This is a genomic window from Chryseobacterium paridis (assembly GCF_016595215.1).
Lineage (GTDB): Bacteria > Bacteroidota > Bacteroidia > Flavobacteriales > Weeksellaceae > Chryseobacterium > Chryseobacterium paridis.
On the sequence record NZ_JAENHK010000010.1, the window covers coordinates 335,127 to 357,556 of the forward strand.

Annotated in this window: 24 protein-coding genes; 18 read left to right on the plus strand and 6 right to left on the minus strand. The window is 34.0% G+C overall.

Annotation, left to right across the window (positions count from 1 at the left end):
- Positions 1 to 330 precede the first annotated feature (330 nt).
- From JHL15_RS10965 to JHL15_RS10975, 3 genes are all read left to right on the plus strand, one after another.
- Positions 331 to 540, plus strand: coding sequence for a hypothetical protein (locus tag JHL15_RS10965; RefSeq protein WP_234047751.1), 210 nt, complete (start codon positions 331 to 333; stop codon positions 538 to 540).
- Between the two features lie 271 nt (positions 541 to 811).
- Positions 812 to 1,021, plus strand: coding sequence for a hypothetical protein (locus tag JHL15_RS10970; protein ID WP_200245738.1), 210 nt, complete (start codon positions 812 to 814; stop codon positions 1,019 to 1,021).
- 69 nt (positions 1,022 to 1,090) lie between these two features.
- Positions 1,091 to 1,963: a LysR substrate-binding domain-containing protein gene (locus JHL15_RS10975; RefSeq protein WP_200245740.1), complete on the plus strand. Its 873-nt coding sequence runs from the start codon at positions 1,091 to 1,093 to the stop codon at positions 1,961 to 1,963.
- 63 nt (positions 1,964 to 2,026) lie between these two features.
- Here JHL15_RS10975 and JHL15_RS10980 read toward each other — a convergent pair whose 3' ends face one another.
- Positions 2,027 to 2,674: a DUF1349 domain-containing protein gene (locus JHL15_RS10980; protein ID WP_200245741.1), complete on the minus strand. Its 648-nt coding sequence runs from the start codon at positions 2,672 to 2,674 to the stop codon at positions 2,027 to 2,029.
- Between the two features lie 103 nt (positions 2,675 to 2,777).
- Here JHL15_RS10980 and JHL15_RS10985 point away from each other — a divergent pair, with 103 nt between their 5' ends.
- From JHL15_RS10985 to JHL15_RS11040, 12 genes are all read left to right on the plus strand, one after another.
- On the plus strand, positions 2,778 to 3,530 hold the full coding sequence (locus JHL15_RS10985) for a response regulator transcription factor (protein WP_200245742.1): 753 nt from the start codon (positions 2,778 to 2,780) through the stop codon (positions 3,528 to 3,530).
- A gap of 95 nt (positions 3,531 to 3,625) precedes the next feature.
- Positions 3,626 to 4,021, plus strand: a complete 396-nt coding sequence (locus JHL15_RS10990; RefSeq protein ID WP_200245743.1) for a helix-turn-helix domain-containing protein — start codon at positions 3,626 to 3,628, stop codon at positions 4,019 to 4,021.
- Between the two features lie 56 nt (positions 4,022 to 4,077).
- Positions 4,078 to 4,833 (plus strand): SDR family oxidoreductase, encoded by a 756-nt coding sequence (locus JHL15_RS10995; RefSeq protein ID WP_200245744.1) that lies wholly within the window; start codon positions 4,078 to 4,080, stop codon positions 4,831 to 4,833.
- Between the two features lie 241 nt (positions 4,834 to 5,074).
- Complete coding sequence (locus JHL15_RS11000; RefSeq protein WP_200245745.1) at positions 5,075 to 6,331, plus strand: aminotransferase class I/II-fold pyridoxal phosphate-dependent enzyme; 1,257 nt, start codon at positions 5,075 to 5,077, stop codon at positions 6,329 to 6,331.
- A gap of 6 nt (positions 6,332 to 6,337) precedes the next feature.
- Entirely contained in the window at positions 6,338 to 6,979 is a 642-nt protein-coding gene (locus JHL15_RS11005) for a TetR/AcrR family transcriptional regulator (RefSeq protein WP_200245746.1), read from the plus strand.
- A gap of 87 nt (positions 6,980 to 7,066) precedes the next feature.
- Positions 7,067 to 8,152, plus strand: a complete 1,086-nt coding sequence (gene dnaX / locus JHL15_RS11010) for a DNA polymerase III subunit gamma/tau (protein WP_200245747.1) — start codon at positions 7,067 to 7,069, stop codon at positions 8,150 to 8,152.
- A gap of 158 nt (positions 8,153 to 8,310) precedes the next feature.
- Positions 8,311 to 8,769 (plus strand): hypothetical protein, encoded by a 459-nt coding sequence (locus JHL15_RS11015; protein ID WP_234047752.1) that lies wholly within the window; start codon positions 8,311 to 8,313, stop codon positions 8,767 to 8,769.
- A 409-nt stretch (positions 8,770 to 9,178) separates the two neighbouring features.
- Positions 9,179 to 10,258, plus strand: a complete 1,080-nt coding sequence (locus JHL15_RS11020; protein ID WP_200245749.1) for a chorismate mutase — start codon at positions 9,179 to 9,181, stop codon at positions 10,256 to 10,258.
- A gap of 435 nt (positions 10,259 to 10,693) precedes the next feature.
- Positions 10,694 to 11,620: a ribosome small subunit-dependent GTPase A gene (rsgA, locus tag JHL15_RS11025; protein ID WP_200245750.1), complete on the plus strand. Its 927-nt coding sequence runs from the start codon at positions 10,694 to 10,696 to the stop codon at positions 11,618 to 11,620.
- A gap of 8 nt (positions 11,621 to 11,628) precedes the next feature.
- Positions 11,629 to 12,444, plus strand: coding sequence for an AraC family transcriptional regulator (locus tag JHL15_RS11030; protein ID WP_200245751.1), 816 nt, complete (start codon positions 11,629 to 11,631; stop codon positions 12,442 to 12,444).
- Positions 12,445 to 12,568: 124 nt separating this feature from the next.
- Positions 12,569 to 13,759, plus strand: a complete 1,191-nt coding sequence (locus JHL15_RS11035) for a multidrug effflux MFS transporter (protein WP_200245752.1) — start codon at positions 12,569 to 12,571, stop codon at positions 13,757 to 13,759.
- Between the two features lie 386 nt (positions 13,760 to 14,145).
- Positions 14,146 to 14,562 carry a nucleoside-diphosphate kinase gene (locus tag JHL15_RS11040; protein ID WP_076355787.1) on the plus strand — a complete coding sequence of 139 codons (417 nt, stop codon included), beginning with the start codon at positions 14,146 to 14,148 and terminating at the stop codon, positions 14,560 to 14,562.
- 98 nt (positions 14,563 to 14,660) lie between these two features.
- On the opposite strand, the gene JHL15_RS11045 is transcribed toward JHL15_RS11040, so the two are convergent.
- The gene (locus tag JHL15_RS11045; RefSeq protein ID WP_200245753.1) at positions 14,661 to 16,499 is read right to left on the minus strand and encodes an alpha-L-fucosidase; all 1,839 of its coding nucleotides are present in this window, start codon (positions 16,497 to 16,499) and stop codon (positions 14,661 to 14,663) included.
- Between the two features lie 147 nt (positions 16,500 to 16,646).
- On the opposite strand from JHL15_RS11045, the gene chrI reads away from it, so the two are divergent.
- On the plus strand, positions 16,647 to 17,132 hold the full coding sequence (gene chrI / locus JHL15_RS11050) for a chryseobasin maturation helper ChrI (RefSeq protein ID WP_200245754.1): 486 nt from the start codon (positions 16,647 to 16,649) through the stop codon (positions 17,130 to 17,132).
- Positions 17,133 to 17,362: 230 nt separating this feature from the next.
- Here the strand turns inward: chrI and rpe are convergent, their stop codons facing one another.
- A complete protein-coding gene (gene rpe / locus JHL15_RS11055) occupies positions 17,363 to 18,013 on the minus strand; it encodes a ribulose-phosphate 3-epimerase (protein ID WP_200245755.1) in 651 nt (216 codons plus the stop codon).
- A 98-nt stretch (positions 18,014 to 18,111) separates the two neighbouring features.
- A complete protein-coding gene (chrP, locus tag JHL15_RS11060) occupies positions 18,112 to 19,188 on the minus strand; it encodes a chryseobasin maturation metalloprotease ChrP (RefSeq protein WP_200245756.1) in 1,077 nt (358 codons plus the stop codon).
- A gap of 51 nt (positions 19,189 to 19,239) precedes the next feature.
- Between chrP and JHL15_RS11065 the strand changes: the two genes are divergently transcribed.
- Positions 19,240 to 19,944, plus strand: a complete 705-nt coding sequence (locus JHL15_RS11065; RefSeq protein WP_200245757.1) for a DUF4294 domain-containing protein — start codon at positions 19,240 to 19,242, stop codon at positions 19,942 to 19,944.
- Between the two features lie 20 nt (positions 19,945 to 19,964).
- Here JHL15_RS11065 and JHL15_RS11070 read toward each other — a convergent pair whose 3' ends face one another.
- Positions 19,965 to 20,381 carry an NUDIX domain-containing protein gene (locus tag JHL15_RS11070; RefSeq protein WP_200245759.1) on the minus strand — a complete coding sequence of 139 codons (417 nt, stop codon included), beginning with the start codon at positions 20,379 to 20,381 and terminating at the stop codon, positions 19,965 to 19,967.
- Between the two features lie 166 nt (positions 20,382 to 20,547).
- Complete coding sequence (gene mnmD, locus JHL15_RS11075; protein WP_200245760.1) at positions 20,548 to 21,222, minus strand: tRNA (5-methylaminomethyl-2-thiouridine)(34)-methyltransferase MnmD; 675 nt, start codon at positions 21,220 to 21,222, stop codon at positions 20,548 to 20,550.
- An 84-nt stretch (positions 21,223 to 21,306) separates the two neighbouring features.
- Between mnmD and JHL15_RS11080 the strand changes: the two genes are divergently transcribed.
- The gene (locus JHL15_RS11080; protein ID WP_200245761.1) at positions 21,307 to 22,380 is read left to right on the plus strand and encodes a branched-chain amino acid aminotransferase; all 1,074 of its coding nucleotides are present in this window, start codon (positions 21,307 to 21,309) and stop codon (positions 22,378 to 22,380) included.
- Positions 22,381 to 22,430: the final 50 nt, after the last annotated feature.

Sequence of the window (22,430 nt, forward strand, 5' to 3'; positions counted from 1 at the left end):
TTTTATTTTGAATTGCTGTAGTCATACTTTTGCGCCGTTGATCTTATTGCTAAATAAAAATCGTTTTTATACCGATAATTATTTAAAATAATAAGCACCAACAGATAGATATACTTTTCTAGAAATACAAATGTAAAGGCTGAAAACCGGCATGTTCCCTGATAGAGATTTTCAGCCTTCCTATAATGGATTTCCACATAGATTAAATGAAACTTTATTAGCTGGAAACCTCCAATTAATAGCGGTTTTACCATTGTTTTGAATGTGAATAACGTTGTTGATTTTCAGTCTTGGTCTCTTTTTTGCAGCTCAATTGTAAACACAAAAACAATGATGAAAGAAAAATTTAAGCATTTGCTTGGAAAAACCCGTGAAGAAATTGCTCAGGAAATAGGAGATGGCTTTAATTATCCGGAAAATGAGGTTTGGACCTATGAAGTAGGGAGAACCTGGATTGGAAGAAGGATTATTTTATCCATTACATTTAAAGGAAAAAAAGCTGCTGAAATTGCATTTTTTAAAAGTTTCAGGAAATGCTAAGTATTTTTGTCCACTACAATATCTAATTACTTCACTTATTTACATCAATTTTATTAAAATATTCACTGGTAAAAAATATCAGTAAACAAGATTAATAATTAATACTTGAAATAAGTTTCTATTATTTTGATTTAATTTTTTTTAGCAATGTGGTAAGTGAATTAATTATCTGTTTTTCAACGATTTTTTTCTTTGTTAACTTATCCCAAGGTGAACAGTTTTTTGCCTTGTTATGGTCTGTTTTTTGATGCCTGACGTCAAAAAATTAACTATGAGAAAAAAACTATTTTTTAGTTTTTTGGGCAAAACCCGTTATGAAGTTGCTCAGAAAATTGGCTATGGTTATAATTATTTTGATAATGATGTCTGGATCTACGAGGTTGGCAAAACCTGGATTGGAAGAAGAGTAATTTTATCCATTAAATTTGATAGTGAAAAAGCTTCAGAACTATCAATTTATAAGAGATTTGGTAAACGTTGATCGTTTGTTTTGCTGAAATAAGAATTTAGAGCTGCTCATTCCATAAATTTGCAATAAAATTAATTGTAAATGGAACTTAGGCAGTTGCGATATTTTCTAAAAGCAAAGGAATTGCTCAATTTTACTGAAGCCGCTCATCACCTGTATATCAGTCAAAGTACACTTTCTCAACAGATCAAACAATTGGAAGATGAGTTAGAGAGTCCATTGTTTAATAGAATCGGAAAAAGAATTACTTTAACAGAAGCAGGTGAGGTTTTTGCCAAGTATGCTCAAAAAAGTCTTCTTAAATCTCAGGAAGGTCTTTTGGCATTAAGGGATTTAAAAGAATTAAGAACCGGAGAGTTAACTATTGGTGTAACCTATGGCTTAAGATCTACCTTGATAAAAGCATTGATTCAATTTTCAAATGCCTATCCGGGAGTAAAGATCAATATTGTATTTGGAACAACGTCTGAATTGATGGAGAAGCTGCATCATGTAGAGCTGGATTTTGCATTGACGTTTGCAAAGGGTGCAAGAGAACAGCTATTCAATTATGTTCCACTTTTTACATCACCGATGACTTTGGTTGTTTCCAAAAATTCTGATCTTGTGAGGAAAGAAAATATTAGTCTCAAAGAAATCGTGGATTTGCCACTCGCAATGCCCACAAAAGGATATAGTACCACCAAGTCCGTTATGGAAGCGTTTGAAAAGAATAACCTTAAGCCGGAGATTGTAATGGAAATCAATGATGTTGCTGCTTTATTAGAAGTTGTCAAAAGTGGACATTGGTATACTATTTTAGCTGAAACTACGGTAATAGACCAGGATCAGTTGATAGCCATTCCCATTAAAGGCAAAAATATGGTTCGAACGGCTATGTTGGTATCTCTGAAAGATGCTTATCAAAAACAAGCTGCACAGGTGTTTTGTACTTTCTTAAATATAGATCAATAAAAAACCTCTCAAAAAGAGAGGTCGTTAAAAAAATTGACTGTATATTGAAGTGTAATTCAATCGTTACTTATTGTTTTCAAGCCATTTTAAACGTCGTTCGTCAGGTAAATGTTTTACTTTGAAATTTTCGAAAACCGCATTAAATCCTGTTCCATCAGGACATGCTGCCATTAATCCCACCATGACAGGCGTATTGTCCTGCAAATGCGCATTACGCATCATGATGTAGTTTTTATCGTCGAATGAGTAGAATATTTCGACAGCATCCAGTCTTCGTACTGCTTTTATCCAGATCGCTGAAGGTGTTTTGTCTAAAGTAATAACGCTCCAGTCACTGGTTGTATGAGTGACCACAGTACTTAAATTATATTTTCCATTTACAAATTCAATTCCGGCTTTGATATAGTTCTCCTTGTCTACTCTTAACATAAGTCCCATTTGATCGAATCTCGCTTTGTAGTTTCCGTTGATCTTTACTTTAGCTTCAAATTCACCACCGTAAGTTGTGTAATAAAAAGGAGCATCATCAATTGTAAAACCATAATGTGAAATTCTCCAGTAGTCACTTTGTGGAGTGACAAACATGGATAATGTGTTATTTTTAACTTCCCATTTTTCAGGTTCGTTAAACCATGTCATTTTTTCTAATGTTTGTGCAGAAACCTTGTTGATTAACAATAGCGTACAAAAACTTAAAATTATTCTCTTCATTGCACAAATATCTTTTGGTATAAGTATAACTGGATGTAAATTATTAATTTAGCAAAAGTATAACTTAACCATAGTATCATCAATACTGATAAATAACCATTTTATGAAGATTGTACAAACGTTGAATGAAACATTGTTGAATAAAGATCCAAATAAAAACAATGAGTGCCGATTAGATATTGATGTTTACAAGAACATAGCCTATACCTATACTCAAATGGAAAACACGATTTCTGTATTGAGTGATATGCAGGCTAATAAAAGTTATGTTTATAAATCCAATACCGCCTTGGAGTTAGGATTAAGCAAAGGGAAAGATCCGATGATAGTAAATTCTATCTGGGAAGAAGAGATTCTGAAAAGAATACATCCTGATGATAAACTTAAAAAATATATTCATGAATTAAGGTTTTTTAAACTCATGGATTCCCTACAGCCCAGAGATCGGACAAATTATACGGTGTTGTCAAGAATAAGAGTGAAGGATAAGAATGATGAATATCGCTTTGTGAAACATCGTATGTTTTATGTATATTCACCTTATAATGGTAAGCTGAGATTTGCTTTATGCCTTTATAGCATTGCGATAGACCAGTCGGTTCTTTTGTCCTCAGATTTTCTTATTGTTAACTCAGTAAATGGAGAAGTAGTCGTTGAAGATAAGTTGAACTACAAAAATATTTTATCACAAAGAGAATTAGAAATACTCAAATTTGTAGGAGAAGGATTTACCAGTAAAGAAATTGCGAACTTTCTTTTTATAAGTGTCAATACCGTTAGTCGCCACAGACAGAATATTCTTGAAAAACTCAAAGTAAAGAATTCAATAAAAGCTTTCAATGAGAGTTTTCATTAAAAATAAGTTTACTTAATTCTCCGAAAAGTTCACCATAGATGCAGGTGGGTTTCTTTTTAAATTCGTATTTTTAGTAAAACACATGAAAATATCGTATGAAAAAAGATGAAAAAAATATTCGACGCGGAGAAGAAATCGCCCATAATTATCTATCATTATTGGACAAACATATTCAGGATGTGATTTCCGGTAATACATCTGAATTTATGGAAGTGAATGAAATTGCAGAACGTATGGCCATTTCTCATACCCATCTTACCGACACTATTAAAAAAGAAAAAGGAAAACATCCCTGCTATTTTTATGATACCAAAATTATAGAACAAATACAGATCATGTTGTCCGAAAGCGATAAATCTATTGCGGAAATAGCACGGATATTTACCTATGACCCTTCCAATTTTTCAAAATTTTTTAAGAAACTAACAAATCTTACTCCCGGTGAATACCGAAAAAAGAATCCTCGTAAACTTCCGAAAAGTTCACCATAAAGAAACCGAACCTAATATTCATATTTGTAAGACATAACAAATAAAAAAGCATAATTATGTCAAAAAATGATTTAAAAGGAAAAGTAGTCTTAATTGCAGGTGGAGGAAAAAACCTGGGAGGTTTGTTGAGCAGGGATTTTGCTAGAAAAGGAGCAAGGCTTGCTATTCACTACAACAGTGAAAGTTCAAGACAGGAGAGCGAGAAGACATTGGAAGAAGTGAAAGCTTTAGGAGCGGAAGCTTTTTTATTTCAGGGAGATCTTACAAAGGTTGAGAATATTACCAAATTATTTGATGAAACTGTAAAAACCTATGGTGGCATCGATGTTGCCATTAATACAGTAGGAATGGTTCTTAAGAAGCCTTTTGTGGAAACAACGGAAGCAGAATATGACGCTATGTTTAATATCAACTCCAAGGTGGCTTATTTCTTTATACAGGAAGCTGGTAAAAAAATAAATGATCAAGGTAAGATATGTACCATCGTAACGTCATTGCTGGCTGCTTATACCGGATTGTATTCTACTTATGCAGGAGCAAAAGCTCCGGTTGAGCATTTTACAAGAATGGCTTCCAAAGAATTTGGAGACCGTGGAATTTCGGTAACAGCGGTTGCGCCCGGACCAATGGATACACCTTTCTTTTATGGACAGGAAAATAATGATGCCGTAAACTATCATAAATCAGCTTCTGCTCTAGGTGGATTAACTGATATAAAAGATATCGCACCACTTATTGAATTTTTGGTAAGTGATGGATGGTGGATTACGGGGCAGACCATATTTGCCAATGGCGGATATACGACCAGATAAATAACTAATAAATAGTAAAAAAGCGATTGTGAAAACAATCGCTTTTTTGTTAAATCCTGTTAAAACGATGGTAAAGCTGGTTTAAAAAGTGTTAAAATAAATGAGTTATGTTATTAAATAATCTGATTTTCAATAAATAAGCCTTGAATCTTCTAAGCATAATAAATTTTAAATGAAAATTAAAACTAGTGATTGTGAATTATTTATATATTTGTTTGCTAAACAACTAATAATATAAAGGATGGGTATCGATTTTACAACAGCGACTTTTAAGGATTTTGAGAATATTCCAGATTATGATATCGCTCAAAGAGCTGAATATTTTTATGAATTCCTTGATCACATGAAAGCCAGGGGACACATGAATTACAGACTGAAAAATACTTCAGGAACCAATGCAACTTTAAATATAAATATTGCAGATCAGGACAAAGAGTATATCAGTTTTGTTTCAAGTGATTATTTAGGGTTTACACAGCACCCGAAAGTAAAGGAGGCAGCTATTGAGGGAATCGAAAAATACGGGACAGGAACCGGAGCGTCACCACTGATTGGTGGATATTTTGATTATCACAATATTTTAGAAAAAAGAATTTCTCAATTTTTTGGAAGAAATGAAGACGAAGTAGTGTTGTTTACCACCGGGTATGCAGCTAATAGTGCTACTTTGCAGATTTTAATGCAGAAAGAAGATATTGCTATCTTAGACATGGGTGTGCATGCAAGTGTGCATGAAGGATGTGCTTTTACAAATAAAAAAACATTTCCGCATAATAATTTAGAGGCTTTGGAACATATTTTGAAGATGTCTGAGAGTATGTATCGTACAAAGCTTGTTATCATTGATGGAGTGTACTCTCAGGAAGGTGATACTTCACATGCTAAGGAAATATATGATCTTGTAAAAAAATATAATGCTTACCTGATGATAGATGATGCACATGGTGTTGGAGTTTTAGGAAAAACAGGAAGAGGAGCTCTGGAAGATGATGGTTTGCTGGACAAAGTAGATTTTATTACAGGGACATCCAGTAAGACTTTCGGTAACCTTGGAGGATATGTGATTGCCAATAAAAAAATTGCATCATTCCTGAAATTTCAGTCACGACAACATATTTTCTCTGTTACAGCACCGCCTTCTTCTGCAGGAATAGTCAAAGCTATTGATCTGGTAGATGAAGAACCGATTTGGAAAGAGAAATTGTGGGATAATATCAATTACTTGAAAAAAGGACTTGATGATTTAGGTTTGGATACCGGAATCACCAACTCTGCAATTATTCCGGTGAAAATTGGAGATCAAAGTAAAATGTGGGATATCGGTAGAATTTTAATTGAAAATGGAGTTTATACGAATCCTATTATGTACCCCGCTGTACCAAGAAAAGATGCACGAATTAGAATGACTGTAACGGCCAGACATGAAAAAGAACATCTAGATAAAACATTAAATGTGTTTGATGATATTAATAAAAAAATGCATATTGCGAAAAAATAATTAATTATGCCTAGAAAAGTGGTGCAAGGTCCGATTAGGGACAAAGAAAAAACTAAACAGAAACTGCTTGCTGCAGTTGGTAAAATTCTGAGAGTAAAAGGCTATGCTGGTCTTAAAGTAAGTAAAATTGCTGCAGTGGCCGGCTTTGATAAAAAGCTTATTTATGAGTACTTTGGTAGTACCGATAAATTGATTGACGAATATATAAAGTCGCAGGATTATTGGAGTAAATTCAGCCCGAATATTGAGGAAGAAGTACAAGTTGGAAAAGGAAAAGAAGTCTTGACTCAAGGAATTCTTATGCAATTTGAAAGTTTGAAGAAAAATAAAGAATTACAAAAAATTATTCTTTGGGAACTTTCAGAGAGCAAGCCTATCCTTAAAAATATACTAAAACAAAGAGAAGAAGTAGGAGCTAATTTATTCGAACACGTTACGGATCCTTATTTCGGAGAAGATGCAACGAGTTTTAGAGCATTATTAGCTTTGATCGTTGCCGGAGTTTATTATCTGAATCTATTTCCTGCTTATAACGGAACTGATTTCTGTGGTCTTGATATGAGAACTGCTGAGGGAAGGTCTGAAGTTGAGAAAGTGATTGTTGAGTTAATAGATGATGCTTACAAGAAAAAGGATGCTCAAAAATAATTTTTCTATTTGATCAGAAATATATTTTGTGGATAATTTGAAAACTTTTGACTTTCAGATTAGAACTATATTTCTTATTTTTGACCAATGGAAAATTTCATCGTATCTGCAAGAAAATATCGCCCACAAGAGTTTGACACTGTTGTAGGGCAATCTCACATTACAGATACTTTAGAACATGCAATTGAAGAGAATCAGTTAGCGCAGGCTTTACTATTTTGTGGACCTCGTGGTGTTGGAAAAACTACATGTGCCAGAATTCTGGCCAGAAAGATCAACGAAAAAGATGGTTCCGTTTCAGAAGATGGCTTTGCTTATAATATCTATGAGCTGGATGCTGCCTCCAATAACTCAGTGGATGATATCCGTGAATTGATAGACCAGGTGCGTTTCGCTCCTCAGGTTGGTCAGTACAAAGTATACATCATTGACGAGGTGCATATGCTGTCTTCTGCAGCCTTCAATGCCTTCCTGAAGACATTAGAAGAGCCGCCTGCACATGCCATTTTCATTCTTGCAACTACAGAAAAGCATAAGATCATTCCAACGATCTTATCCCGTTGCCAGATTTATGATTTCAAGAGAATTGTTATTGAAGATATTCAGGGGCATCTGAGAAATATTGCTCAAAAGGAGAGTATCCAATATGAAGATGATGCCTTATATCTTATTGCTCAAAAAGCAGACGGAGCATTAAGAGATGCACTTTCGATTTTTGACAGGCTTTCTACATTTTCCCAAAAGAATATTACACTGGCTAAGGCAGCAGAAGTACTTAATATTCTGGATTATGATCAGTATCTGAATATTCTGGATCTGGCTAAAGAAAATAAAATTCCTGAAACCCTTTTTGCATTTAATGAAATTGTAAAAAAAGGATTTGATCCTCACATTTTTATTGCTGGATTAGGAAATCACTGCAGAGATTTAATGATGGCTCAAAATGCTTCAACCATCGATCTTATTGAGGTTGGAGAAAAAACAAAGGTCAAATTTGTAGAGCAAAGTCAGAAATGGAATGCTCAGCAACTCATTGATGCTATTGAAATTTGTAATCATGCGGACATCAATTTTAAAAATTCTAAAAATCCCCGACTTACCGTAGAAATTGCGTTAATGCAATTATGCTCATTAACTGCTCAGGCAGATATTGCTAAAAAAAAAAGTTCATAATATTAGCACCCTTTCTTAGCGAAAAACAGGAAGTAAAACTTCCACAGAAAGAAAAAATAGAGCCTGCTAAACAAGAGGTAATTGAAAAACCTTCAGCTCCGGCAAATCTTCCGGAAGAAACGGTTATAAAAAAAACGTCTAAGCCACTTTCAAAAGGAGTGTCTTCAGGATTCAGCATTAACTCTTTCCTTAATAAAGAGGAAAAAGAAGAAAAGGAAGAAGCTGTAGTTACGAGAACAGAAAACCTCCCACAACATCATTTTACCGAAACAGATTTATTAATGGAATGGAATTTGTTCCTGAAACAAATCCAATTCAAACAAGCTGTAGTTTTTAATGCTGTAAAATCATTCAAACTGCATAAAATTGATGAGACAAATATCCAGGTTTTGTATCCATCAGACTCTGCAAAAGTGGAATTTGATAAAATAAGTGGAGAATTTTTCAATCATTTTAAAAGAAAAGTACTTAATTATTCTATTGAAATTGATTATAAAAAAGACGTTCAAAACCTTAAAATAGAGGTGGTTACAAAGAAAAAGATATTTGAAAAATTCATTGAGAAGAATCCTTTGTTAAAAGATCTTGATGATTTAATGAAGTTTGATTTGTCATAATTTTATATCTTTGTCAAATATTTTTGTTTAAAATAGATTTTTGACAAAAACAAATTATAAATTGTAAAGCTAGAAATAGACGATTCACAGTATAAAGTGGAAAAATTATTGATCCCATATCTGTCTACTTTAAACCTTTTTGGTTTTATACCCGCTGATTATTTTAGCGGTTATTTTAGCTTTTCGGCTACTTATTATAGAAATTTTAGAAGTTATTACCGATTTTACTGGTATTACTAATTAAATTTCTTTCTCAAAAAAAATAGGAATAAAAACAGATCTTCTCTTAGTTCCTAATCCCATTAAAAAATTTTTAAACGGCATTTTTGGAAAGAATTATAAAATAAATTTTATAAGGGAAGAACTTGTTGTGCATAATATTAAAATAAGATAAAAATAAATTAACAAAATGAATTTAAAAGACTTAAAAAACGATTGGATTAATGAGTTTTCACAGCCATTAATGATTGCAGGACCTTGTAGTGCTGAAAGCGAAGCTCAGATGTTGGAAACAGCAAAGAGAATAAAAGAATCCAATGCTCAGGTACCTGTTTTTCGTGCTGGTATCTGGAAACCACGCACGAAACCCAATGGATTTGAAGGAGTTGGTGTAATCGGGTTGAACTGGTTAAAGAAAGTAAAAGAAGAATACGGTTTTAAAACAGCTACCGAAGTTGCGAATGCACACCATGTTTTTGCTGCGTTAGAAGCAGATGTTGATATCCTTTGGATTGGTGCACGTTCTACAGTAAACCCATTTACCGTTCAGGAAATTGCAATGGCATTAAGAGGAACAGAAAAAACAGTATTGGTTAAGAATCCTGTAAATCCGGATTTAGCATTATGGATCGGAGCTTTAGAAAGACTCTTAGGACAGGGTATTCATAACCTGGGGGCTATTCACAGAGGTTTCTCCACATACCAGAAAACAAAATACAGAAATAATCCAAACTGGCAGATCGCATTAGATTTCAAAAGCCAGTTCCCTAATATTCCAATGTTAATTGACCCTTCTCACATTTGTGGAAACAGAACAGGATTGGCAGATATCACTCAGGAGGCGATGAACGTTGGTTACCAAGGTGCTATCATAGAAAGTCACTGTAATCCGGATGAGGCTTGGAGTGATGCTTCACAGCAAATTACACCAGAAGTTTTAGCGGATCTAATTGGTAATTTGAAAATCAGAAATTCCGGATTAGCTGGATTTGATGATGAAATGGGAAGACACAGAACATTAATTTCTGATCTCGATTTTCAATTAATTGAATTACTTTCTCAAAGGATGAAAATTTCTGAAAAGATTGGTAAGCTTAAAAAGGAAAATGATATCGCTATATTCCAGCCTGAACGTTGGAAAGTAATTACAGAATACGCTACACAAAAAGCCAGAGAAACAGGAATGTCTCAGGAATTTATTGAAAAAGTTTTCAAAGCTATCCATGAAGAATCTATTGAGGTTCAGAATAATATTATGATTGAGAGATAGTAGGATTTAGATAGCAGGTTTTAGGGCTTAGGAATTAGGAGAGTACGAGGTGGAAATTTCGGTAGTATCCTGATTCTTAAGTCTTTTTTTTAGGTGGTAGGTAGTAGGTAGTAGGTAGTAGGTAGCAGGGCTTAGGATTTAGGATTTAGAGTTTAAAGTTTAAAGTTTAAAGTTTAAAGTTTATAGTTTATAGTTTAGGAAGTAAGATTGAAAGAGGTTATTGATTTCAATAATTGTGAATTTTAAATCTTAATTTGCTATCAATCATTATAAGTTATAAGTAAGTATTCCCTTAATTTCTAAAATCCAACACTATAACCTGCAACCTATTACCTATTATCTGCAACCTTTTGCCTTTTTTCCCTAAACCCTAAATCCTAAGCCCTAACACCTACTACCTATCACCTAATTCCTTATATTTGCACTTCTATACTTATGAAAGGAAAAATAATTAAATCTACGGGAAGTTGGTATCAGGTTTTGGAAATGGAAACCGGTAGAATTTTCGAGGCCAGAATTCGCGGGAAATTTAAATTGATTAAAACCCGACTTACCAATCCACTTGCTGTAGGTGATTATGTAGAATTTCAACTGGAACAGGATGATATTGCATGGATTACCAAAATAGAACCACGTAAAAATTACCTGATCAGAAAGTCGGTTAATCTTTCTAAAGAAGCCCATATCATTGCTTCTAATATTGATTTAGCTTGCTTTATTTTTACGCTTAAATATCCTGAAACTTCACTTGGCTTTCTAGATCGCTTTTTAGCATGTTGTGAAGCTTATAACATCACTCCATTAATTTTGTTTAATAAAATTGATGTTTTGCACGAAGAAGAAATAGAAATTGTAAAGGATATAGAATTTCTTTATCAGGAAATAGGGTATAATACATTAGAAATATCTTCCTATTCAAAACTTAATTTAGATGATCTGCAGGATATCTTAAAGGATAAAACTTCTGTGTTTTTTGGGCATTCAGGTTGTGGGAAATCTACACTAGTTAATGCGTTGCAGCCTGGTTTAAATTTAAAGACATCAGAAATATCAGATTCTCACCTGAAAGGAAAACATACCACTACGTTTGCTCAAATGCATTTTTGGGAATTTGGGGGTAATGTAATTGATACCCCGGGGGTTAGAGAGTTTGCAATGATAGACATAGAAAAAGAAGAGGTACAGCATTATTTCCCTGAGATTTTTAAAAAGAGGGAAGAATGTAAATTCCACAATTGTATGCATATCAATGAACCCAAGTGTGCTGTTGTAGCTGCTCTGGAAACTGGAGAAATTCAACATTCGAGGTATGCTACTTATATAAAACTCATGGACGAAGCAGAAGAAGCTTCACAAAAATAGCATGCTTCATGAGCCAGGAAAAACATATTCCTATCCATAACTTAACCTATCAGGAATTTCAGTTCACGACGTTAGAAAACGGCCATCCTGAAAATTTCAATGATGTTCATCGTCATAATTTTTTTGAAATTCTTTGGTTCACGCAAGTAAAAGAAGATAGTCACCTAGAACTTGATTTTGAGCATTATGATATCAAAAACAATCAGATTTGTATCATTGCTCCGGGACAGGTATTCAATATGAAATTACGTGGTGAAAAAGGGTATGTCTTTGCGATCAGCAGAGAAATATTTCAGGAAGTTTGCGAAATAGAAGCTATCCTCGCAAGTGGGATACATCCCTTTTTCTTAGATTCTAAAAATAAAATCATCTGCCAGTCTATAATTTCTCTTCTCGAGCAGGAATATGATGGAAGCTCCCGGATAAATTTGCTTAAAGCTTATCTAAAGGCTTTTTGTATTGTTATCACTGAAGACCTTACTTCACAGGAACCTTTGATAAGTGATAAACAAAGAATTCAAAATCTGGTAATGCTCATTGAAAATCATTATGTCACTGAAAAAGAGACACGGTTTTATGCGGAAAACCTTAATATAAGTACCCATCATCTTAATGATATCGTTCGTATTTCCAGAGGGACTACTGTGAAAAAAATGATTGCCCAAAGACTTTTATTGGAAGCTAAAAGAGAACTGAGCTTTGGAGCTTTAACCGTAAAAGAAGTGGCTTTCAAACTTGGATTTAATGATGCTTCTTATTTTTCCAGATTTTTTAAGAAACAGACAGGGAGCAACCCTGAACAGTTCAAAAATATCCAGGATTGATATAATTCATCCTCAGTTTGTGCTGGTATCCCTTCACTTCTTTTATTGAATAGCCCCCTTTTTTATAAGAATTTTGCCATCATATAAGTCATCATATTAACCGATTAATGATTAAAAATTCTTTATGAGAAACCTAAGTATTATAGTATTTATTTTAGCCCTTTTAAACACTCTGGAGTCCCTGAGTATCGACCTTTATTTACCTGCTTTTCCGAGCATGTCCAAAATTTTCCAGACTGATATCGGACATATACAGATTTCTATTTCTATTTTTTTTGCAGGTTTTGCAATAGGGCAATTATTGTGGGGGCCTTTATCGGATAAAAAAGGCAGAAAGCCAATGCTATACTGTGGATTGATCTTATTTATCATTGGAGCAGTTGCCATTATTTTCACAGAAAATGTATATGTATTATGGATGATGCGTTTTCTTCAGGCTTTTGGAGGAAGTGCAGGAATAGTTATAGGAAGAGCTATTGTGATAGATTTATATGACAAAGAAAAAGCAGTAACTATTTTTTCCAAACAGTCCCAAATAAGTGGTATTGCGCCAATTGTTGCTCCATTATTAGGAAGCGTATTCCTGAGATTTTGGGGATGGAACAGTGCATTTACTTTTTTAAGTATTTTAGGAGCATTAACGCTATTACTTGTTGTTAAGTATGTTCCTGAAACAAACTCCAGGATCACATCACCTGAAACATTGTCCGATGAAATCAAATTAAAACATCAGTTAAAAATTATTATTTCAAATAAAGACTTTATCAGCAATACTATTATTGGAAGTATTGCATTTTCTTCACTCATTATTTACATTTCAAATGCTCCCTTATTATTTATGGAGATTCATGGGTTCTCCAGCGAGGTATTCAGTTTTATATTTGCTTTTAATTCGATGGCATTGATCTTTGCGGCTTATATAACCCCTAAATTGACACAAAGAATAAAGGATACGAAGATTCTGCTGTCAGCGGCTATTCTTTTATTGTCGATGAGTTGTCTTCATTTATTGATATCGGTCACACAATTGCCTGTAGGTTTAGAAGTGGCAGTTTTATTTTCTTCGCTTATAGCGATTGGACTTCTTTTTCCTATTACCACAGCGCATGCATTGTCTCCTTTTAAAGAAGGACGTGGTACTGCGGCTGCTTTAATGGGATTTATGCAGCTAATGGTTACCTTTTTAATGTCAGGATTAGTGGGCTTTTTAGAATCTAAATCGATTATGCCAATGGTTATGGCACGAATAGCACTTGCTGTAATAGCAGTATATTTTGCTTATTATACTTTTTCCCGTAAAAAAGTTTTGGCATAAAATCAATGGAGTAAATGAATTATTTGTGACATGATTTTCTTACTTCATTAATATATAATTCATGCCATTTTTACTGCCTTATATATTGAACACGTGATTAATTTTTGCTTTTTTGCGGTTTTAGATGCAGATTTTGGGGATTTTTTTCAAAAGATAGAACGTTTTTTAATACCTATTATCAACAAAAAACCCAGCCGAAGCTGGGTAAAAACTAATAACCATGAAAACTCAAATTAAACATGAGAATCGGAATAGAATAAACAATTACTGTGCCAAAGATTCATATGGCATTTCTTAATAAAAGTTATTTTTATGTTAAAAAAAAATTAAAATAGAAGTAAGAATATTTTTTTGTAATTTTGCGGCATTAAAAAAAATATACGTTTATGTCTAACATTACATTCACTATGATTAAGCCTGACGCAGTAGCAGACGGACATATCGGTGCTATATTAGGTAAAATTGCAGAAGGAGGTTTTAAAATCAAAGCTTTGAAGTTAACTCAACTTACTGTTGCTGACGCAAAAAAATTCTATGAAGTACATGCTGAAAGACCATTTTATGGAGAATTAGTAGAATTCATGAGCTCAGGACCAATCGTTGCAGCGGTTTTAGAAAAAGACAATGCTGTTGAGGATTTCAGAACTCTTATCGGAGCTACTAATCCTGCAGAAGCTGCAGAAGGTACAATTAGAAAAATGTTTGCAAGAAGCATAGGAGAGAATGCTGTTCACGGTTCAGATTCTAATGAGAACGCTCTTATTGAAGCACAATTCCATTTTTCTGGAAGAGAGATTTTCTAAGATAAAATTTTTTCAAAATATAAATCCGGAGAGCAATCTCCGGATTTTTTGTTTTATAACCACCTTGGTGGCTTCGAGAGCATCAGCCACCAAGATGGTTATAAGTTGCTCTCAATAGCACCGACTTTTTCTCTATACAGCTCTAGAGGTTTATCCAATAATACAGCAATAACCGTCATATTTTTATCCAGTCTTTCTTTTGAAACATCTATATAGATGATTCCAGGTCTGTCGCTCCAATATAGTTTGTTATAGATATGATGATTGAGCATCGAGCCTTCACCAACAATCCTGATCCTTGAAATTCCGTTTTTAATTCCCTTTAAGGCAATTGGACCTGTAGGAGTTCCTTCTACAAAGAGATAAAGAGTTTGCTTATCCTTTGAAAGGGTACTCATTCCTGAATAATGACCGTCTGGCAGTCCTTTTCCTGTTTCAAAAAGAGCTTCTGCATGTTTACTGATCCACGATAAAGTTTCTGAATTTGTTTTTGAAGTTTTTGGAATGGTCATTTCCATACCATCCTGTGTAAGACCGGAACTATTCAATACATTATTTCCGACAGTCAATTGATTGGCAATATCATAAACTGCCAATTTTGTATTCTTATTGTCTTTGATATCTGAAAGTGAATTGGCTTCTTTTGGAAAATCTTTCAGTATTGCGATTGGATCTTTAAAACTTAGTTGTACTACAGTGGCATCCTGATCAAATTGGGTATTTGAAAAATTCAGCGTTAGGGTTTTATTGGTGGTAAGATTAAAATTGACTTTTGCTTTATCGTCTCCAATGATTTTTGCTGAGATCGGCTGATTAACGAGTCCATAGATCTTTGTAAAATCTTTCGCTTCTTCAAGATATAAGAATAGGTTCTTTTTATCAACAGAGAGAGCTGATTTTCCTCTGTAGTTTTCAAATGGAATCCCATGGCGTGTATTGTAGATAGCATCGGAATATTTTGCCGTCCATCGTCCAAGGTTCTTTAGTATTTTAATTTGTTCTTCAGGAATACTTCCGTCTGCTTTTGGTCCTATATCCAGCAATAAATTTCCCCCCATACTGATCACATCAGCTAATGTTCTTACGAGCATGTTCGGGGTTTTATAGTTTTCATCAAAAGGTTGATAGCCCCATGAGTCATTCATTGTATAACATAACTCCCAATATTCATTTTGGGGGCTGATTACGGGAATGCCTTGTTCAGGAGTTTCATAGTCTCCATGATCCGTCAGTCTTGAATTGACAATAATATTCGGATTGAATTTTCTTAAATTTTCCAACGTCACAGGAGCTTGCCATTCTTCTGAAGTATGTTCCCAATCCCCATCGAACCATAATAAGTCCGGATGGTAACGATCAGAGAGATCATTTAATTGCTCCTGATAATAATGAACGAAATTTTGCCAACGTTTTGAATCGTCTTTAATTTCGTATCGCTTTTTTGTTTTGGTATTAATATCATAATAAGGATGGCTCCAATCCGGAAGAGAGTAGTAGAGCCCTGTTTTAAGCCCTGTTTTTTTTAGCTCCATCACGAAGGGAGTTAGAACATCTTTCTTTGCTAAAGAATTCCTGGGAATGGTGGTCGCTTTTTCAGCTGACGAATCCCAAAGTGAAACACCATCATGATGTTTTGTCGTAATGACGGAATATTTTGCTCCTGAATCTTTGATCAGTTTTGCCCAATATACGGGATCATACTTTGAAGCAGAGAAACCATTCAACTGCTTCATATAATTTTCATGGTTGATGTAATTATTAAAAAAAGACCACGATTCTGAAATTCCATCAACAGAATAAATTCCCCAATGGATAAAAATCCCAAGTTTAGCATTCTGAAACCATTCCATTTTTTTTGGGTTCGGTTTATCCTGGGCATTTATATTTCCGGAAACTAAAAACCCCAATAGAAAAGCGATGGTCCATTTGTTTTTCATACTTATAATTTTGCTCACTAAAATAAGGAAAGTCAAGTGTAATTCACTATTTGAAGATCAAATTAATTTTGTGATCAATCATATTCAGAATAGACTTATTTTTATATGATAAACAAGACTATAATCATCAAAACAAAAAATATGAAAATGACAACAATTATTTTAATTATTACAGGGGTATTAACCGCTCTTGTTGCTGGTCTTTTCTATGCTTATTCCTGTTCAGTTGTTTTAGGATTAGGAAAATTACAAGACATAGAATACCTGAAAGCGATGCAATCTATCAACCGGGAAATTCTAAATCCGGTGTTTTTTCTAAGTTTTATGGGAACCGCTATTATGCTTCCTGTTTGCACTTTTCTATATCGGGCGCATAGTCCTGTTTTTATCTTACTATTGCTTGCAACCATAATTTATCTCGTAGGTGTTTTTGGAGTTACAATGATGGGGAATGTTCCTTTGAATGATCAATTGGATCAGTTCAATATCGGAGAGGCAACCACAGATGCTGTAAAGAAAATGCGTGGTGTTTTTGAAAACAAATGGAATTATTTAAATATGATCAGAACATTGTGTTCAACAATGAGTATAATTCTGGTCATTTGTGCCTGTATATGGGCAAAAACAGAATGATTTTTTGATATGTAATTTTTCGAACTCAGTAAAAATACGTAATGTAAATTCAGTATTTCTACGGATTGATTATATGGAATTTATTGAGATCTTTACCCCGCATAGAACAATGAAAATCTAGGCGAAGTCTCGAAGACTGAAACTAATAACCATCCTAAGCTCAGGTTTTCAAAGAATAAAGGCAGCGTAATAGCTGCCTTTTCGTGTATGTAAGTTTGCAAACGAAATTTTTAGATTTTCAAAAGCTCAATTGTTCTTTCCGGACTTTCAGAAGAAAACACAGCATTTCCTGCCACTAAAACATCAGCTCCGGCTTCAAATAATTTTGATGCATTATCTAAATTAACCCCACCATCCACTTCAATGAGTGCAGTAGAGTTATTACTTAGTATAAGGTCTTTAGTTTCGGCAATCTTTTTATAGGTATTTTCAATGAATTTTTGTCCTCCAAATCCTGGGTTTACACTCATTAATAATACTAAATCTACATCTGCAATGATATCTTCCAACATCAAAACAGGCGTAGAAGGATTAAGAACAACACCAGCTTTAGCTCCTTTGCTTTGGATAAGGTGAATGGTTCTGTGCAAATGAACACAAGCTTCATAGTGAATAGAAATAAGATCAGCCCCATGATCTATAAATTCTTCAACATATTTTTCAGGTTCAACGATCATCAAATGTACATCAACAAATTTTTTAGCATGTTGCTGAACAGTTTTCATCACTGGAAAACCAAATGAAATATTAGGTACGAATCTCCCATCCATTACATCGATATGGAACCAGTCAGCCTGAGAGTTGTTCAACATTTCAATGTCTCTTTGCAGATTCCCGAAGTCTGCAGATAAAAGGGAAGGAGCAATTAGCTTAGTTTTCATTTTTACTTTTATATTAGATAGTTAGAGTCAAGAGTCAGGAACCAAGATATTTTTCAGACTGTAAAATCTTGTCTCTTGGTTCTTAATTCTTATGTCTATTAATGGTATTTCAATTTCATTTCCGGTTTTATCTTCAAAATAGTTTCGTAGATCAATGAAATTACATTTCCTACATCTTCTTTGGAAACCATTTCTACTGTTGTATGCATGTAGCGCAAAGGTAAAGAAATCAATGCACTTGGTACACCGCCGTTGGAGTGAGCGAAGGCATCTGTATCCGTTCCAGTCGCTCTGCTTGCCGCTGCTCTCTGGAAAGGGATTTTCTTAGTTTTTGCAGTATCAATAATCAATTCTCTGATGGTATGATGCACACTTGGAGCAAAGAAAATTACTGGTCCATCACCACATTTTTGATCCCCCTCTTTTTTCTTTTCAATCATTGGGGTAGTGGTGTCATGGGTAACGTCTGTTACAATGGCAATATTCGGTTTTATGGTGTCTGCAATCATATCAGCGCCATATAAACCTACTTCTTCCTGAACTGAGTTTGTAATATATAACCCAAAAGGAATTGTTTTTTTATTTTCCTTTAAAAGTCTGGCTACCTCTGCGATCATAAATCCACCAATTCTGTTGTCTAAAGCACGACACACAAAATATCGGTTATTCATTTCAAAGAACTCATCAGGATATGTGATCATACATCCTACATAAATTCCCATTTCCTCAACTTCTTTCTTGGTAGTTGCACCACAGTCGATAAAGATATTTTCTATTTTTGGTGTAGGCTCGTTTTGATTAGCACTACGGGTGTGGATAGCTGGCCATCCGAAAACACCTTTTATAATACCGTTTTCTCCATGAATATGAACAACCTTTGAAGGAGCGATTGTCTGATCTGAACCTCCGTTTCTGATCACATAGATTAATCCATCATCTGTAATATAATTTACATACCATGAAATTTCATCTGCATGGGCTTCAATAACCACTTTGAATTCAGCGTCAGGATTGATAATTCCATAGCAGGTTCCGTAATGATCGACCTCAATTTTGTCCACATAAGGTCTGATATAGTCCATCCAAACTTCCTGTCCTTTGTGCTCGTAACCGGTCGGTGATGACGTATTTAAGTATTTTTCTAAAAATTTTAAAGATTTCTTTTCAAATTTCATAAAAAGGAATGATTTTTGCGTTCAATATTTGCTCTAATACGCGTAAAAATAATGAATTTTAGCAAGATTTTTTGTCTTTTTCTTTTCTTTTTTGGGATTGGTGTTTTTGGACAAACAGATTCTATTATTGCTAAACCCCTGAGTCAATACCCTCCGGAGGAGTTAAAAGTAGATGAATTTGGAAATAAATATTACTACGATGAAAGACAGAAAGCCAAATTCTATGAAATAAATGGTGAAACAGTTGTCGTAATGGATGAGTTGGTTCTTCTCAACAAACCCAAATTTAATAATCAACTGGATAGAAATTACTACTATTTCCTTAATAAGAAATTGTACAGAGTGTATCCTTTATTTGTAGCAGCGCTACAGCAATACAGAGATATTCAAAAAGAAATGACCAATCTGGATAGCAAAGCCAAAAGGAAATATGTAAGGGAACGACAAAATATGCTTGCAGATCAATATGAAAAGCAGTTGAGGGATCTTACCACTACAGAAGGTCAGGTTTTTGCCAAGCTCATGAACAGAGCTACCGGAAAGAACGTTTTTGAGATCATTAAGGAGCTAAGAGGCGGATGGAGTGCATTCTGGTGGAATGTAAAAGGGAAAATGGCAAGTATAGATCTTAAAGATCAATATGATCCTCACAGAAACAGAACAGACGAATTTATAGAATCACTATTACAGTCCAACTGGAACTCAGGTTATCTTCAACCTTATCCGGGAGCGGCAAATTTTAAAGTGAAAAAATAAAAAAATACCTGTAGTAATTACTACAGGTATTTTTCTTTTAATTTATCAAATACAATTTGATCTATTGGTAAAGGAAATGGATTGTCCGGTCTGCTGATATCCATCCATTCAGTTTTTTCTATACAGGGATCAAGAATCAGAAAATCTTCTTCATTAATAATATTGACTATATAATATATAGTAAGGAGTTGTTCATTTTCTCTAAAACGCGAAACTAAGAAGTTTTCCTGTGTATAAAAATGTTCCACAATATCTATTTTTACATTCAGCTCTTCATCAAACTCTCTGTGAAGACATTCCAATAAACCTTCTCCATATTCTAATCCTCCACCCGGAAATTTAATTAATTGATCTCCGGCATATTCTTCAAATAAAGTAAGGACCTTTTTATCTTTTACAGCGCAGGCATATACTCTTACGTTGATCTTATCTATCATATGTAGTATTTTGTATAGCTAAAATAAGGAAATTCGTATTAAGTTGAAAGCTTAAGGTTGAGAGTTAATAGTTGAGAGTTGAAAGTTGAAAGTGGAAAATTGAAAACGGAATAAACTTTCCTAATATATAACTTTCCACTTTCCATTTTCAACTTTCAATTGATTCCTACTTCTTTACTGCATTCAGCATCTCTCTCTTCCCCGGTGGTCCCTGTTTCTTTTCCACTGTGAAATTCAACTCCTGAAGAATTCTCCTCACGCTACCTTTAGAAGAGTAGGTTGTTAATAATCCGTTAACACTCATCTTGTCTGAAATCATTTCAAATAAGGGTTTCTCCCATAAGTCTGGTTGCACACGGGCACCGAAGCAATCATAATATACAAGGTTTATTTTAGGTAAATCGATGTTTTTTAATTCAAAAAAATCACATTTTATCTTTTTTAAATTAAAATTTTTAACTATCTCCACTGATTTTTCCCACTCTGCTTCATGAATTTTTTGATAAATTTCTTTGAATTCAATGTTATCAAAAAGTTCGAAATAGGCTAAATCTTTAATTTCAGATTCATTTATGGGATATTTTTCAAGCGAAAAATAATTAATAACATGATTTTTGTCAGTTTTTAAATATTCATTAATTGTAACTAAAACATTCAAACCTGTCCCAAATCCGAGTTCTAAAATATTAATTTCGTAATCATTTATCAAAATAAGTCCATTTTTGATAAACACATGTTCGGCTTCCTGTAAGGCTCCATGATGGGAATGGTAATTTTCATTTAAATCATTGATAAACAATGTTTTACTGCCATCATTTGTGGTCTTTATTTCTCTTTTCACCCTTTTTTTTGTCAAATTTAGTCTAAAATTTTTATATTTAGAAAATTATGTTAAATTTGTAGAACATCATAAAAAATTTTAGAAATGATAATTCAAAAAACTGAGAATTCCAGACTTTCTTCATTCGACCCCAATAATTTTTCTTTTGGGAATACTTTCATAGACCATATGGTAATATGCGAGTATGAGAATGGAAAGTGGGGGGACGTAAAATTGGTACCTTATGGACCATTGGCATTTACGCCTGCAATGATGGGGGTAAATTACGGACAAGCTTGTTTCGAAGGAATGAAAGCTTATAAAGATCAGGATGGTCAGGTTTTCCTTTTCAGGCCTGAAAAGAATTTTGAACGTATCAATAAATCGGCTAAGCGTCTTGCTATGCCTGAGGTAACGGAAGAGATGTTTTTAGATGGTCTGAAAGCATTGGTAGATATCGATAGAAACTGGATCCCTCAGGGAGAAGGAATGTCTTTATACATTAGACCTTTGATTTTTGCTACTGAAGAAGCGCTAAAAGCAAGGGTATCTGAAAAATATATGTTTGCAATTGTTGCAACACCAGCGAAAAGCTATTATACAGAGCCCGTTTCTGTGAAAATTTCTGATCACTATTCAAGAGCAGCTAATGGAGGTGTAGGTTCGGCTAAGGCAGCTGGTAACTACGCAGCATCTTTTTATCCTACTCAATTGGCAATAGAAGAAGGCTATGACCAGATTATCTGGACAGATGATGCTACTCATGAATATTTTGAGGAAAGTGGAACAATGAACGTTTTCGTTAGAATCAATGATACTGTTTATACACCACCAACTTCTGAGAAGATTTTAGATGGAGTAACAAGAGATAGTTTCATCACATTAGCTAAGAAGAGAGGAATTGAAGTGAAAGTTGAGCCAATTCCTGTGAAAACAGTAATAGAAGCTCAGAAGAACGGAACATTAAAAGAAGTTTGGGGAGTAGGAACTGCAGTAGTAACTACTATCTTCCAGGCATTAGGATATCAGGGAGAAAAATTAGAATTACCTAAATTATCAGATGAAGAAAGCTATGCTGCTATTCTTAAAAATGATTTGGTGAGTTTACAGACTAATCTTTCTGATGATTCTTTCGGATGGAGAGTATTGGTTGAGAAAAATGTGTTAGAAACCGTTTAATTTCAACTTAAGAATTATATAAAAGCCAAGATATTCTTGGCTTTTTTTGT